This is a genomic window from Mesorhizobium sp. URHB0026, from assembly GCF_054059755.1.
In genome coordinates, this window is sequence record NZ_JBSSCN010000001.1 from 2,683,712 (window position 1) to 2,698,071 (window position 14,360).

General features: G+C 61.5%; 10 protein-coding genes. 2 read left to right on the forward strand and 8 right to left on the reverse strand.

The genetic code is table 11. The features are described 5' to 3' along the window. The 5 genes from tssE to tssA are packed head-to-tail and all read right to left on the reverse strand — an operon-like array spanning position 1 to position 4,474. Positions 1-756 carry a type VI secretion system baseplate subunit TssE gene (gene tssE / locus ACVWWD_RS13190; RefSeq protein ID WP_023772872.1) on the reverse strand — a complete coding sequence of 252 codons (756 nt, stop codon included), beginning with the start codon at positions 754-756 and terminating at the stop codon, positions 1-3. Next, positions 743-1,198: an Hcp family type VI secretion system effector gene (locus ACVWWD_RS13195; RefSeq protein WP_023767750.1), complete on the reverse strand. Its 456-nt coding sequence runs from the start codon at positions 1,196-1,198 to the stop codon at positions 743-745. The genes tssE and ACVWWD_RS13195 overlap by 14 nt, the downstream gene beginning before the upstream one ends. A 48-nt stretch (positions 1,199-1,246) precedes the next feature. Then, on the reverse strand, positions 1,247-2,752 hold the full coding sequence (gene tssC, locus ACVWWD_RS13200) for a type VI secretion system contractile sheath large subunit (protein WP_023772873.1): 1,506 nt from the start codon (positions 2,750-2,752) through the stop codon (positions 1,247-1,249). A 3-nt stretch (positions 2,753-2,755) separates the two neighbouring features. After that, positions 2,756-3,295, reverse strand: a complete 540-nt coding sequence (gene tssB / locus ACVWWD_RS13205; RefSeq protein ID WP_352552492.1) for a type VI secretion system contractile sheath small subunit — start codon at positions 3,293-3,295, stop codon at positions 2,756-2,758. 6 nt (positions 3,296-3,301) lie between these two features. Next, on the reverse strand, positions 3,302-4,474 hold the full coding sequence (tssA, locus tag ACVWWD_RS13210; protein WP_352552490.1) for a type VI secretion system protein TssA: 1,173 nt from the start codon (positions 4,472-4,474) through the stop codon (positions 3,302-3,304). A gap of 332 nt (positions 4,475-4,806) precedes the next feature. Here tssA and tssH point away from each other — a divergent pair, with 332 nt between their 5' ends. Next, positions 4,807-7,647 (forward strand): type VI secretion system ATPase TssH, encoded by a 2,841-nt coding sequence (gene tssH / locus ACVWWD_RS13215; protein WP_352552488.1) that lies wholly within the window; start codon positions 4,807-4,809, stop codon positions 7,645-7,647. A gap of 214 nt (positions 7,648-7,861) precedes the next feature. Here tssH and ACVWWD_RS13220 read toward each other — a convergent pair whose 3' ends face one another. The 3 genes from ACVWWD_RS13220 to ACVWWD_RS13230 all read right to left on the reverse strand — a co-directional run bounded on the left by ACVWWD_RS13220 (position 7,862) and on the right by ACVWWD_RS13230 (position 12,127). Then, complete coding sequence (locus ACVWWD_RS13220) at positions 7,862-8,881, reverse strand: NAD-dependent epimerase (RefSeq protein WP_457103114.1); 1,020 nt, start codon at positions 8,879-8,881, stop codon at positions 7,862-7,864. Positions 8,882-8,988: 107 nt separating this feature from the next. After that, positions 8,989-10,380, reverse strand: coding sequence for an HlyD family type I secretion periplasmic adaptor subunit (locus tag ACVWWD_RS13225; RefSeq protein WP_031240605.1), 1,392 nt, complete (start codon positions 10,378-10,380; stop codon positions 8,989-8,991). Next, complete coding sequence (locus ACVWWD_RS13230) at positions 10,373-12,127, reverse strand: type I secretion system permease/ATPase (RefSeq protein WP_352547409.1); 1,755 nt, start codon at positions 12,125-12,127, stop codon at positions 10,373-10,375. The genes ACVWWD_RS13225 and ACVWWD_RS13230 overlap by 8 nt, the downstream gene beginning before the upstream one ends. Positions 12,128-12,532: 405 nt before the next feature. Here ACVWWD_RS13230 and ACVWWD_RS13235 point away from each other — a divergent pair, with 405 nt between their 5' ends. Then, the gene (locus ACVWWD_RS13235; RefSeq protein ID WP_352547407.1) at positions 12,533-14,242 is read left to right on the forward strand and encodes a calcium-binding protein; all 1,710 of its coding nucleotides are present in this window, start codon (positions 12,533-12,535) and stop codon (positions 14,240-14,242) included. The last annotated feature ends 118 nt before the right edge of the window (positions 14,243-14,360 follow it).

Genomic DNA, 14,360 nt, shown 5'->3' on the forward strand with positions numbered 1-14,360 from the left:
TCAGGCGTCCCTAATTTCGGTCCGCGCCAAGCCGTTGTCGAGATTGATCGTGGTGCGCAGGCGCATGCGTTCCGGTGTGGGCGTCATGATCAGCACGGCGTCTATCTCGATCTTCAGGCCCACGGTCTTGTCGCCCAGGGTGACGCTAACTTTCGTCGCGCTTTCCTTGAGCCGGGGCTCGAAGGTGGCGAGCACCGAGCGGATTTCGCGCGCCAGCACGTCACGGTCGAAGTCGCGGGACGACCTGCCCGAGAAGGAAGGCACGCCGTAATTGACCACGCTTCGACGCACCTCCGGAAAATCGGCGAGCGACGGCGGATTGTCCGCCATCTGCTCGTTTTCCAGGTCGGAAAGCAGCGGCGTGGCCTCGAAGCGCTCGGTGTTGAACAGCGCCTCGATGTCGCGCCGCACTGCTTCCCGGAGCACGCGGGCCGACACCACCACGCCACGGCTTTCGATCTCGACGCGGTGCTGGGTCTGGAAGGCCAGGCGATGCAGACGCCGTTTCTGATCGGGCGTCAGCTCCGCATCGGCATCGATGGTCCGCGCATTGCCGGCAACGAGGGTTTCGAGACGGTCCGCGCCAAGCTCGTCCAGCAGGACATGGCGCAGCCCCTCTATCTCCGAGGTCAGGCCCGGCAGGTCATTGACGAGACGATCCCAAAGCGACGGCTGGACGGCCTCGCTTTTCGCCCGCAAGCCACCGGCGATCTGTTGCTTGCCCGCGCCGGGCCGCCCAATCTCACTTGCCGACATAGACATCCATTTCGGCTTCATCATTGCCGTCATAGACGAATTTTATCTTTTTGTAGGCGAAGCTGACCTCTTCCTGGATCAGATCGGCCTCGTCCTCGGCCTGCGACATGTCATATTCCATGATCGAGGCGTCGGTGAGCGTGACGACCAGGTAATCCTTGGTCTCGCCATCGATGGTCCGGCGAGCCGAGAACACCACTTCATCCAAGGCCTTGTTCTCGAACAAAGCCTTTTTCAGGTAGGGCGAGGATTTGTCGTAGTGCTTGATGAACTTGATCATGCCCATGGAGACGCGGCCACGGCGTGACAGCGAATTCGGATCATAAGGTGCGACCATCTTGTAGTCGACGCCATGGATTTCGATCTCGTCATCGTGGCCGTCGCGGGTGCTGGGCCCTTTGATGTCGGGAACCTTCAGAAAACCATCAATCTTGACTGGCATTGTCTTTCTCCACCGCTTTCAAACAAAACAAGGTCTGGTTGCTGCAAATCAGGTCTTCACGGACGGCAGTTCCGAGACCAGCCGCAGCGAGGCGTTGATCCCTTCCAATTGGTAATGCGGGCGCAGGTAGAAGCGGGCGTTGTAGTAGCCCGGCCGGCCTTCCACGCTGTCGACCTGGACTTCGGCCGCGGCAAGCGGGCGCTTGGCGCGCGCCTTGTCGTCGGCGAAGGCCGGGTTGGCCAGCACATAGCGGTTGATCCACTCGGTCAGCCAGATCTGCATGTCGGAGCGCTCCTTGAACGAGCCGACCTTGTCGCGCGCAATGGCCTTGAGGTAGTGCGCAAAGCGCGACACCGGGAAGAGATAGGGCAGGTTGGCACTCAGCCTTTCGTTCGACTGCGCGTCGGGGTCGACCAGCCGGCCTGCGCGCGTTTCGTCGTCCTGCAGCGAATGGGCGCCGATGAAGGCCGCCAGATCGGTGTTCTTCCGGTGCAGGATCGGCATCAGGCCGAGCTTAGCCAGTTCGGCCTCGCGGCGATCGTCGATGGCGACTTCGGTCGGGCATTTCATCGCGATCGAGCCATCATCGGTCGGGAAGCTGTGGACCGGCAAATTGAGCACGGTGCCACCATTCTCGACGCCGCGGATCTGCGTGCCCCAGCCGAACAGCTTGTGGCTGCGGTTGATGTTGACGCCCATCGGAAAGGCGGCATTCATCCAGACATATTTGTTGTGATCGCCCTCCACCTCTTCCTCGAAAGTGAAGCCCTTCACCGGAACGGTGTCGGTGCCATAGGGCAGCCGCGCCAGGACGCGCGGCATGGTCAGACCGATATAGCGGGCGTCCTCGCTCTCGCGCAGCGACTGCCATGAGGCATAGGCCGGGTTGGAGACGATCTGCTGCAGGTCTTGCGGGTTGGGCAATTCCTGCCAGCTGTCCATGCGGAACAGGCGCGGCGAGGCCGCTGCGATAAACGGCGTGTGCGCTGAGGCGCAGATGCCGGAGATGTTGCGCAGCAGACCGACATCGCGCGGGTGGTTGGAGAATTCGTAGGCGCCGATCACACAGCCGATCGGCTCGCCGCCCAGCATCGAATACTCATCCGTATAGACTTTCTTGAAGATCGGGCTCTGGTCCCACATCTGGCCTTCATAGTCTTCGAGCGTGTCGGCCAGCTGCTCCTTGGAGATGTTCATCACCCGGATCTTCAGCTTCTGATCCGTCTCGGTGTTGTTGACGAGGTACCAGAGGCCACGCCATGTGCCTTCCATCTCACGCACTTCCGGCGCGTGCAGGATCTCGTTGACCTGCGTCGTCAGCATCTTGTCGATGCCCGCGATCAGCGACTTGATTGACTTGATCGCATTGGATGAGATGCTCGTGGTATCGGAACGCGATTGCGCCGCGAGCGCGAGATTTCGCACGAGTTGCTGCAGCTTCTCGCTGTCGTCCTTCTTGACCTTGAAGTCCTTCTCGAGGAGCCCGCTGAATTCGTCGAGGTTAATGGCTTCGGCCTCGGCGGCGACGGCGGCGGTCTTTTGCTGTTCGGCCATGGTTTACTCCCCTGCCTTGTCGTCGTCGGCCAGTGCCTGGCTGGCGATTTTGCCAAGCAGCGGCTCGTTGTTCAGAAGCTGCGCGATGCGTTTTTCGGCGTCGGCGCGGCCGTCCATGAAGCCAAGCAGTTCCTCGAGCTGGCGGCGCATCTTGAGGATCTCGGCCAGTTGCGGCACCTGCTCGGCAACCCTGTCGGGCGCGAAATCGCCCATCTTGGTGAAGGTCAGATCGAGCGCCAGTTCCTCGTCGCGCTCCTGGCCTTCGGCTTGCGGCAGCGTGTTCTTCACCCGGGCTTTGACGCGCGGCCCGAGCGCCTCCATGAATTTGGGGAAGCGGTTGGCGTCGGTCTCGACGAAGGATCGGTCCAGCACCGATTTTGACGCTTCCTTGGTTTGCGAAGCGCCGGAAAGGTCGGCCATCACGGCCATGACAAACGGCAATTCGATCGTCGTCGGGCTACCGTAGGTTTCCACGTCGTAGGCGATCTGCACCCGCGGCGCGCGATTTCGTTCGATGACCTTCGCTTTGCTTTCGGCTGGCATGTGCTGTTACCTTTCATCTTTCTGAGCCGCCTTCTTGACATCGGGAACGCCGGCAAGGAGCCGGAATTCCTTCAGCCCAGACGGGGCGAGATCTTCCATCAGTTCAACGAAATCCATATGCACCATGCGGCGCACGCGCCGCGCCAGATGCGGTATAGGGCTCGACGGTTCGGTGCGGTCATAGAAGGCGACGACCAGGTCGAGGCACTTCACCACGTCGTCGCGCGAGGAGATCCGGTCGGGAAGCCCTGTGCTCGAGTCCGTGTAGCTTGCCGCACTTGCCATAGTCTCGGCTCCATGACCGTTTCGAGCAGGCGTCGCTGGTTCTGCCGGAATGGGCGGCTTGGCCGCGCCATTCGCCACCGCACCCGCTGCCGAATTCCGTTCGAGGGTCGTCAGCAAACGCTGCAGAAACCGCTTTAAGTCCGGAACCGGAGCGCCGCCGCCTTCGAGGCGGGCGTTGAGGGCGGTTTCGACCGCGTCAAGGGCCGCGATCGCCGCCCGGGCGGCGGCGACGAGCGAGATCATCTCCGCACCGGCCTGGTCAATCTGTGCAGCACATCCGGCGCGTACCCGGTTCAACAATTGTCCGTGCGCACTGACCAGCGCGGCCTTTTCCGCCGTGTTCAAGCCCGAGGCGGCTTCCTGGAGCATGACACGGTCGTCGAGCGCGCTTTGTTCCAGGTCGCGTCCGCTGATCGACCCGATCGAGCGTGGCGTAAAGAAAATCATCTGGCGCAGGTTCGCTAACAACCCGTCCTGGCCATTCTGCAGGTCGAGCAGCGCGTTGATGCGGCGCAAGGCGGCATCGCGGGGCGGAGCGTTTGGCCGCAGTGCCGGATGCATGGTTTCCCAATGCTGATCGAAGGTCTGGGCGATGAGCGTCAGACCCTGCGCGAGTCCGGCCAGGCCGCCTTCATTGGCTAGCGCACGTGTGACGATGACGAGCAGTCGCAGGTCCCGGCCATGCGCGCGTAAGTCCGCCGCCTTAGCCAGCACCGCGGACCAGTCGACCGGAATCGTGCTTTGCGACGTGGGCTTGTTGTTGCCGTCGTGGACGACCTTGACCTCGGGCTCGGTCAGGCGCTCTAGCTCATGAAAAGCCGGGTCGTTGCGCAAATCCTCCCCTGACGGATTTTCACCGTCGATAGGATTCAGCCAGAGTGCGAGATCAATCACCCTTACCCCCAGCAAGCGGCCCTGAGATCGCCATGTTACGCTACGTTATCACACGGTCTTACTCTATCACAATTGAGCACCTGGCTCAAAACTAACGGAAGGTGAACCCGAACGTTCTTCTCCGCCTGCACCCATGGCGCGGTTGCCGGACCCGCAATGTGAAATGCGTCGCATAGCCCGGGTGGCAATCCGGTGTTTGTTGCACCGGTATGCAAGACTTTTGTAACCGGGAGGTGCCGCCGGCACATATCCAAGCGCCTTATCCGTCACACGCTTTGTCAAGTGGCGCCTTATATGGCAGGGTATGGCCGCAGATCTTGAGAGCAGGTTCGATGGAACAGCGCCGGTCATCGCAGAGCTTCAAGCGCAAGGAACTGGTCGGCAAGCTGGATTCTCTCTGTCAGCGAGCCTTCAAGGCGGCAGCCGATGCGGCCAAGCTGCGCGGCAATCCCTATGTTGAGCTCGTTCATTTCATCGAACAGCTGGTGCTGTCCGAACGCTCGGACGTGCAGATGATAATCGCCGACGCCGGGGTGGATGCCAGCCGCATAACGGCCGACCTGACCCGCGCAGTCGACAAGCTGCCCTATGGCGCGACATCGATCGAGGAATTCTCAGACCATATCTTTCATGCCATTCAGGAAGGTTGGAACCTCGCGACGCTGGAATTCAGCGTCGAGGAGGTGCGCAGCGCTCATGTCCTGCTTGCCTGCCTGAAGACGCCAGTGCTGGAAGGCCTGGTGTCCAAGATCAGCGCCGAGTTTGACAAGATCGATGCCGATGGCGTGGTTTCCCGCTTCGCCGACGTCACCGAAGGTTCGCTTGAATCCGGTGCCCCGCCGGCCGCTCCCGCCACTGAGACGCCGATGAAGCGCGGTCCGGGCCGGGATTCCGCGCTGGCCAAATACGCCACCGACCTGACCCAACGCGCCCGCGACGGCAAGATCGATCCGGTCGTCGGCCGCGATCCGGAGATCCGGCAAATCGTCGATATCCTGATGCGACGCCGGCAGAACAACCCGATCCTGACCGGTGAGGCCGGGGTTGGCAAGACCGCGGTCGTCGAGGGCTTTGCCTTGCGTATTGCAGCGGACGACGTGCCGCCCACACTGCAAGGCGTCAGTGTGCGCATGCTCGATGTCGGATTGATGCAGGCGGGTGCAAGCGTGAAGGGCGAGTTCGAAAAGCGGCTGAAGGCCGTCATCGATGAGGTACAGTCTTCCGAAACCCCGGTCATCCTGTTCATCGATGAGGCCCACACCTTGATCGGCGCAGGCGGCGCTGCTGGAACCGGCGACGCGGCCAATCTCTTGAAGCCTGCGCTGGCGCGCGGCGAACTGCGTACGATCGCCGCAACGACCTGGGCTGAATACAAGCAGCACATCGAGAAAGACCCAGCCCTGACCCGCCGTTTCCAGGTGGTCAAGATCGACGAGCCTTCGGAGGCGGTGGCCGTTCTCATGTTGCGCGGCGTCGCCGGCGTTCTGGAGCAGCACCACAAGGTGCAGATACTGGATGAGGCGGTCGAGGCGGCGGTCGGCTTGTCGCATCGCTACATCCCGGCGCGCCAACTGCCCGACAAGGCGGTGAGCCTTCTCGACACCGCTTGCGCCCGTGTCGCCATTTCGCAGCACGCCACGCCGGCCGAGGTCGAGGACATCATGCGCCGCCGTCAGGCGCTGGAGGTCGAGCGCGGCATCATCGGCCGCGAGGCCGCGATCGGCATTGAGGTGACCGATCGGCAGGCGCGCGTCGAGACCGGGCTTGCCGAAAGCGCGGTCATTCTGGCCGCGGCGCATCAACGTTGGGATCGTGAAAAGGCACTGGTTGCCGAGATCCTCGAATTGCGCGCCAGGCTGCGCGGCGAGGGCGTGCCGCTCGATGCGGCGACGGCCGCGGAGGCCGATACCGAAACGGCAGCGGCGGACGCAGAAAAGACCAAGGTACCCAAGGCCGAGCCACCCAAGGCCGAGCCACCCAAGACTGAGCCACCCAAGACTGAGCCCAAGCCCGAAACGACGAAGACCAAGGCGGCCAAAGCCAAGGTCGAGGTGCCAGTGGTTGCCGGTCCTGCGCCGTCGGATCCGGCGGCCGACCTGGCGCGTCTGCGCGAACTCATGCCTGAGCTTGCCGCCGCTCAGGGCGAGACACCGCTGATCCTGCCGTCCGTCGATCGTAATGCGGTGGCGGCCGTGGTCCAGGACTGGACTGGTATCCCGACGGGACGGATGCTGTCCAGCCAGACCGAAAAGGCGCTCAAGCTCGCCACCACGCTTTCGGAGCGGGTCGTCGGCCAGGATCACGCCATGGAGATGATCGCCAAACGCGTGCAGACCAGCCGCGCCGGGCTCGGCGCGCCGGAAAAGCCGGTCGGCGTCTTCCTGCTCTGCGGCCCCTCGGGCGTCGGCAAGACCGAGACCGCGCTGGCACTGGCCGAGACGCTCTATGGCGGCGAGCAGAACCTGATCTCGATCAACATGTCCGAGTTCCAGGAGGCGCATACCGTCTCGACGCTCAAAGGCGCGCCGCCCGGCTATGTCGGTTACGGCAAGGGCGGCATCCTGACCGAGGCCGTGCGCAGAAAACCCTATTCGGTGATCCTTCTCGACGAGGTCGAGAAGGCGCATCCCGACGTGCACGAAATCTTCTTCCAGGTTTTCGACAAGGGGATGATGGATGACAGCGAGGGCCGGCGGATCGATTTCAAGAACACGCTGATCCTGCTCACCTCGAATGTCGGCTCCGAAGTCATCATGGATCGGACAAGGAATGGCACACTACGGGCCGGGCTTGACGACCTCGACATCGCCTTGCGCGGTCCGCTGTTGAAAGTCTTCCCTGCAGCCTTCCTCGGCCGGGTGGTGACCATTCCTTATTACCCGCTCTCGGATTCGATGATCGAATCGATCACCCGTCACCAGTTCGCCAAGATCGCTCGCCGGCTGCGGGCAACCAACGATGCGGAATTGGTGATCGGCGATGGTGTCATGGATTTGGTCAAGGCCCGTTGCACCGAGATCGAATCCGGCGGGCGGATGATCGATGCCATCCTGACAAACACGCTGCTGCCGGAATTGAGCCGCAACGTGCTGAACCGCTCGCTCGATGGCGAAAAAATGACAAAGGTAACCGTCGGCGCCTCCAAGGAGGGCTTCACCTATTCCTTCGAGTAAGGAATGTTGATGACGATTTGTTTCGGCTTCTTCGTGCGTAGGCAAGCTGAGCCGACTAGCCCGTGAGCGGCCGGTGGCGGTGAATTCGTATGACGCAATCGGTTAGAAGAATGACGGTATCCTTACCTGCCACGACACCTGATCCGCGCGTGGCTTTGGTTACGCTCCGCTCTCAAATCGTCGGCCGCGGCCCGGACCGAGCAGCCCCGACTCGTCAGCTGTAGAAATCCTGGTACCACTCGACGAACCGCCCTACCCCGTCGGTGACGGAGGTGCGGGGGCGATAGCCGACGGCCGCCTGCAGCGCCGAAGTGTCGGCGAAGGTGTCGGGCACGTCGCCGGCCTGCAGCGGCAGCAGCTCGATCACCGCCTTGCGGCCGAGCGCGTTTTCCAGTGCCTCGACATAGGCGGTCAGCTTCACCGGATTGTTGTTGCCGATGTTGAAGATGCGCCAGGGCGCGCTGCTGGTCGCCGGATCCGGGCGGCCGGAATCCCAGGCCGGGTTGGCCGCGGCGGGGCTGTCGCTGGCACGGATCACGCCCTCGGCGATGTCCTCGACATAGGTGAAGTCGCGCGTGTGGTTGCCGTTGTTGAACAGCTTGATCGGCTCACCGGCCAGGATGCTCCTGGTGAACAGGAACAGCGCCATGTCAGGGCGTCCCCAGGGGCCGTACACGGTGAAGAAGCGCAGCCCCGTGGTCGGCAGGCCGAACAGGTGGCTGTAGCTGTGCGCCATCAGTTCGTTGGCGCGCTTGGTGGCGGCGTAGAACTGCAGCGGATGGTCGGCCGGCCGATGCTCGGAAAACGGCATGTCGGTGTTGGCGCCGTAGACGCTCGAGGTGCTGGCATAGGTCAGGTGCCCGACACGGCTGCCGCGGCAGGCCTCGAGCATGTTGGTATAGGCGACAATGTTGCTCTCGACATAGGCGCGCGGGTTTTCCAGGCTGTAGCGCACGCCGGCCTGGGCGGCGAGATGGATCACCCGGTCGAAGGCATGGTCGGTAAAGCAGCCGTCGACCACGCCCCTGTCGGCGAGATCGCCGTGGATGAAATGATAGCCGGCATTGGTCTTGCGGCTCGCCTCGTCCAGGAGCCGCAGCCGCGCCCGCTTGATTTGCGGGTCGTAGTAATCGTTGATGCTGTCGATGCCGACAACCTCGTCACCGCGCTCCAGGAGCCGCCTGGCGACATGATAGCCTATGAAGCCGGCAGCGCCGGTGACCAATACCTTCATCAGAAGGCATTATAGGTTGCGCTGTGAAGCCGGCATCCTGCGGACGCATGATATGTCCAGCCCATGGCTCTCGGGCTGGACCGCCGGCATGCGAATTCCAGGCCTGCTTAGCGGAAAGCCCTGGAAATCTGGTCCGTGAGAGGTTTCAGCATGTACGACCAGACATTGCGTTCATCCGTGCGGATGTGAACTTCCGCGGGCATGCCCGGTCTGAGTTGCCTGGCTTCCTTCAAGCACTCCGACTGACTGTCGACCTTGATACGGGCCGAAAAGTACGAAAGCTGGCGTTGCGGATCTTTGATCAGGTCCGCCGAGATGTACTTGACCGAGCCGTTGCAAACAGGGGTAGTCCCAGCATCGAAAGCTGGAAACCGGATAGAAACGCTCTGTCCCGGGTTGACGTCGTCTATGCGGGAAGGAGGGATCAACGCGTCCACGACAAGGTTGTCGGCCTCGGGAATGATCGTCATCAGCAGTTCGCCCGGGGCGACCACGCCGCCGACAGTGTGAACGGAGGACTGCTGAACTGTGCCGGATTGCGGAGCGCGGATCTCGGTTTTGGTCAGTTCGTCTCGCGCTACGATCCTGCGTTCGTTGAGTTCGGTGCGCTTGGCTTCAGTCTCGCGCAGTTCACCGGTCACATCGCTTCGGCGTTGCTCGTCGAGCTGCAGGATCTGCAACTCGATCTCGCTGATCTTGGCCTGTGCCTCTGCTACCGCGGCTGCCAGTCGCCCCGACTCGCCCTTGGCTCGCGTCGCATCCAGCCTGACGTTGCTAATCCTCTCTTTGGACACCAGTTTCTTCGAATAGAGGGCATCGACATCCGTAAGGTCAGTGCTCAGCAGCGCCACTGATTCATCGGCTGCGACCTGCTGGGCCTTCAGGCCATCGATCTGACGCTCGAGTTGCTTTGTTTGGCTCGACAGGAGCGCCTTCTGCCCGGCCAATGCCGAGGCACGGGTTTCGAACAGCGCGCGCTCGCCGCTGACAAGGGCAGCCAGCTCCGGCTTTCGCATCCCGGCCTCAAGACCGGCTGGAAGCTGCATTTCACGCAAACCGCCGCGTTCGGCCTCCAGTCGCGCAAGCCGCACCGTGGTGCGGTCAAGATCTTCGCTGATGATCTGCAGATTGGCCCGTGGAAGCGTGCCGTCCAACCGGACCAATATGTCACCGGCCCGAACGTGGTCGCCGTCTTGCGCAAAGATGCCCCCGATCGTGCCGCCGGTCTGGTGTTGGACCTTCTTGATGTTGCTTTCGACCACCACCGTGGCGGGCGCGATCACGGCGCCAGCTATCTTGGTCAAGCCAAGCCATGCTCCGCCGCCGACCACCAGCAGGCCGGTCACAACGAGCCCCAGCGTCATGCTTGGCCAAAGGGTCCCTGGCGCGGGGATGCTGCCTGGCGCCTTGGGCAAGTCGGTTTCGACAGGCTGGTCTCGAGTTCCGAACCGGGCAAGTGTCGGCATGAACGCAAGTACGCGGGGCAAGACGTCACGCATGTCCGGTCACTCCCGAGTGGATCGGCGCGATCGAAGATGGACGTTGCGCGGCAGGCGAGGGCGGCCGCCGCATGCCGGCAAGCACTTCCTCGCGCGAGCCGAAGGTGCGCAGCCTGCCATCCGCCAGGACCATGACCTGATCGATGTTGGTGAGGGCAGACGGCCTATGTGCAACAACGATCACGATACCCCCACGCTTCCGGACAGCCATGATGGCTCCGGCCAGGGCGGCGTCACCTTCAACGTCGAGATTTGAGTTTGGCTCGTCCAGCACGACCAGGAACGGGTTGCCGTAGAGCGCCCGGGCAAGGCCGATAAGCTGCCTCTGCCCTGCCGACAGCGCTCTTCCTGCCTCGCCGATGCGCGTCTGGAAGCCTGCCGGCAGATGCATGATCATCGAGTGGACGCCCGCGGCTTTCGCCGCGGCCAGCACGCCCTGGGGGTCGCTCTTGCCGCCAAATCTCGAAATATTGTCCGCCACCGTCCCGTCGAACAGTTCAACATCCTGCGGCAGATAGCCAATGTGGGCGCCGAGCCGTTGCGCGTCCCATTGGTCGAGAGAGGCCCCGTCCAGCCGTACCGTGCCGTGCAGAGGGCTCCAAACTCCCACCAGCGCGCGCACCAATGTGGTCTTTCCCGAGCCGCTTGGGCCGATAACCGCCATTCCCGCGCCGCTCGAAAGCTGGAAGCTTACATCGATGAGCGTCGGTCTTGGTATACCCGGAGGCGCTACCGCCAAACTATCGACCGCCAGGCGGGCCTCTGGCGGCGGCAACTTCATGGATTCGATTGGACTCTCGAACGCACGGAGCGCCGCCTTCAACTGGGAATAGCTCTGCCGGGTGGAAAGGAAACCCCGCCAGTTCGCGATCGCCGCATCGACCGGGGCTAGCGCGCGACCCAGCAATATCGACGACGCGATGATCACGCCAGGAGATGCTTCGCCTCCGATGACGAGATACGCGCCGAGCCCTAGCACCGAAGATTGCAGCACCATCCTAAGCGCCTTCGACAGCGAGCTGATTCCGCCCACGATGTCGGAGAGCCGCTCCTGATAGGAGAGATAAGCATGAGTGACTTCCCCCCAGCGCCCCGCCAGCCGTTCTGAGAGGCCCATCGCGTGGACCACCTCGGCGTTCCGACGGCCGGAATCAGCAAGCCCGCGCTGTGTCAGGATCGCTTCAGACGCCAGCGCCGCAGGGCGGCGGCTGATGATCTCAGCCACGATGGTCAGCACGACGACGGCAACGGAACCGAGGGTCGCAAGCACGCCGAGCGACGGATGCAACATGTAGATAATGAGCAGATAAAACGGGATCCACGGCGCGTCGAAAAGAACGGTCGGCCCCGTTCCCGAAAGGAATCCGCGCAACTGATCGAGGTCCCGCAACGGAAGTACCCGGTCCGCATCTCGACCGGCCCTGAGCGGAAGAAGCAACGAAATCGCGAACGCTCTCTGCTGCAAACCGCAGTAGAATCGACTGGCGATTCGGACCAGCAGACGAAGCCGCACGAAATCAAGCAGACCGTAGGCCGCGTAGAGGCCTAGCATTCCGATGGTAAACCCGACCAAGGTCGGAACGCTTTGCGACGGCAGGACGCGATCATAGACCTGTAGCATGTAAACGGATCCGGTCAACGCAAGGATGTTTATCATTGCGGAAAAGAGTCCGATGCCAGCTATTCCAGGCAGACAGTCCAGTATTGCGGGGCGTAGCGGTGAGGCGCTTTGTGCTTCTTTATTCATAGCTTATTGCTATGACGCGACGTTGTCGCGTGTCTTGCTTTGTTCATCCGATGGGGTAACCTTCTCTGATTCCACCATATCACATGCGCCCCCCGACATGATGGCTAGCTAACATAGGGCGAACTTTATGCAAAATGAAGCGAAATCGTGGCCGGGAGTCGCGGTGGGGAGAGGGGTGCCTGTGAAAACAGTGGAGAACTGTGCAGGCGGCCGCCAGTGGAAAACGCACAAATCTTGCTGCAAGTCACTGACTTTACAGTGAATTGCATCTACCCGCCAATGTGGCCATCTCCACAGCGATCAACAACTTCGTTCAAAGATGTTGGTATGTGATTTTCATCTAACGTAGCTTTCGGTCTAACCCCCCATCCAGGGCGGGGTGTTGCCAAACAAGAAGGAAAACGCATGGCGACTCTCCATTATGCATCAGGCGGTTCAGCTGCCGAAGTTGCGGGCGCCGGATTTAACCTGGCGGACGTTCAGTATCTTTCCCAGGTCAATGAGCTGCCCAGCGGAATGAAGGGGCTTGTCTATCTAAGCGCTCATGACGGGGTGACCTCTTCGTTCATCGAAAAAGTCACGCCCTTCCTCAACAATTCAAAAGTGTTTGGATTTTTCCTGATGGACGAGCCGGACCCTACCGGCAGATGGGGCACCTACGCCAGTGCGGCAAATCTGAAGGCTGAATCCGACTGGATCCACTCCCATTTTCCGGGCGCCAAGACCTTCATCACCATGATGAATATGGGGTCGTCCACCAATCCCGACTTTTCCAACACCTATAACCCCGCCAACACCGGGATCGATTATTATGGACTGGACCCATACCCGGTTCGTACGGGGATAAGCAGCGTCGACTACAACATGATCGACAGAGCCGTGGCCGCGGCCGTGAAATCAGGCATTCCGGCTGACAAGATCGTTCCTGTATATCAGACATTTGGCGGCGGCGGTTGGCAGACGGACACCGGCGGCAAGCACGTCATGCCGACGTCGACTCAAATGCAAACGATGATCGATCACTGGGCAAAGCTGGTTCCGTCCCCAGCCTTCGACTATGCGTATGCCTGGGGTTCGCAGAATGGCGACACCGCCCTGGAGAACTCCCCTGAGTTGCAGGCCGTTTTTCGTCAGCACAACGTCGCCAGCCCTAGTCCTTCGACACCGCCTCCGAGTTCCGAGCCGACAACGCCTACGCCCACCACGCCCACTGTCCCGGATCCCACGCAGTCGACCCATCACATCTTCCATGGCGGCCCTGGCGCGGACGTATTTCATTCGACCAGCGGGAACGACGTTTACTATGTCAACAATGCACATGATAAGGTGATGGAGGCATCAGGCGGCGGCTTCGACAAAGTGGTTGCCTCGGTCAGCTACGCATTGTCAGCTGGTTCGCATGCCGAGCAACTCTCGACCGACAAGACGGGCGGCACACATGCGATCAACTTGACGGGCAACGAGTTCGACCAGGCGATCAATGGCAATTACGGCGCCAACAAGATCGATGGTCGAGGCGGCGCCGATACAATGAAAGGCTATGGCGGCAACGACACCTATTTTGTCGATAACGTGCATGACAAGGTGGTGGAGCAGCTAGGCAACGGCAAGGACGCGGTGTTCGCTTCGGTGAGTTATGCTCTCTCGGCGGGCTCATCCGTCGAGAAACTTGCGACCACGCAGGCTTCGGGAACGGGGCAAATCAACCTGACTGGCAACGAGTTTGGCCAAACGATCCAAGGAAATGCCGGCGCCAACAAGATCAATGGCGGGGGTGGTTCCGATACGCTGACGGGCTTTGGCGGTAAGGACGTCTTCGTGTTCAACACCGCGCTTGGCTCTGGAAATGTCGACAAGATAACCGACTTCAAGGTTTCCCAGGACAAAATCCAACTTGATCACAGCGTATTCACCGGACTTCAGCAGGGCGCCCTTTCGGCCGCGAACTTCCACATCGGCAAAGGTGCGCATGATGGAAGCGACCACGTCATCTATAACAGTTCGACCGGGGCGCTCTCTTTCGACAGTGACGGAATCGGCGGCCATGCTCAGACGCAGTTTGCGACGGTTGCTCCGCATCTCTCCCTTGGCGCGAGCTCCTTTTTCGTGGTTTGACGCACGCAATTGTGGTTCCGGCAGGAGCTGAGCGCTCCTGCCGGTTTGGCTTCTCCGTCCGGCGTCTATTCAGCACAGGTCGCATCTGTTTTCCGCCGAGGTGAGCGCGCACGCCGCT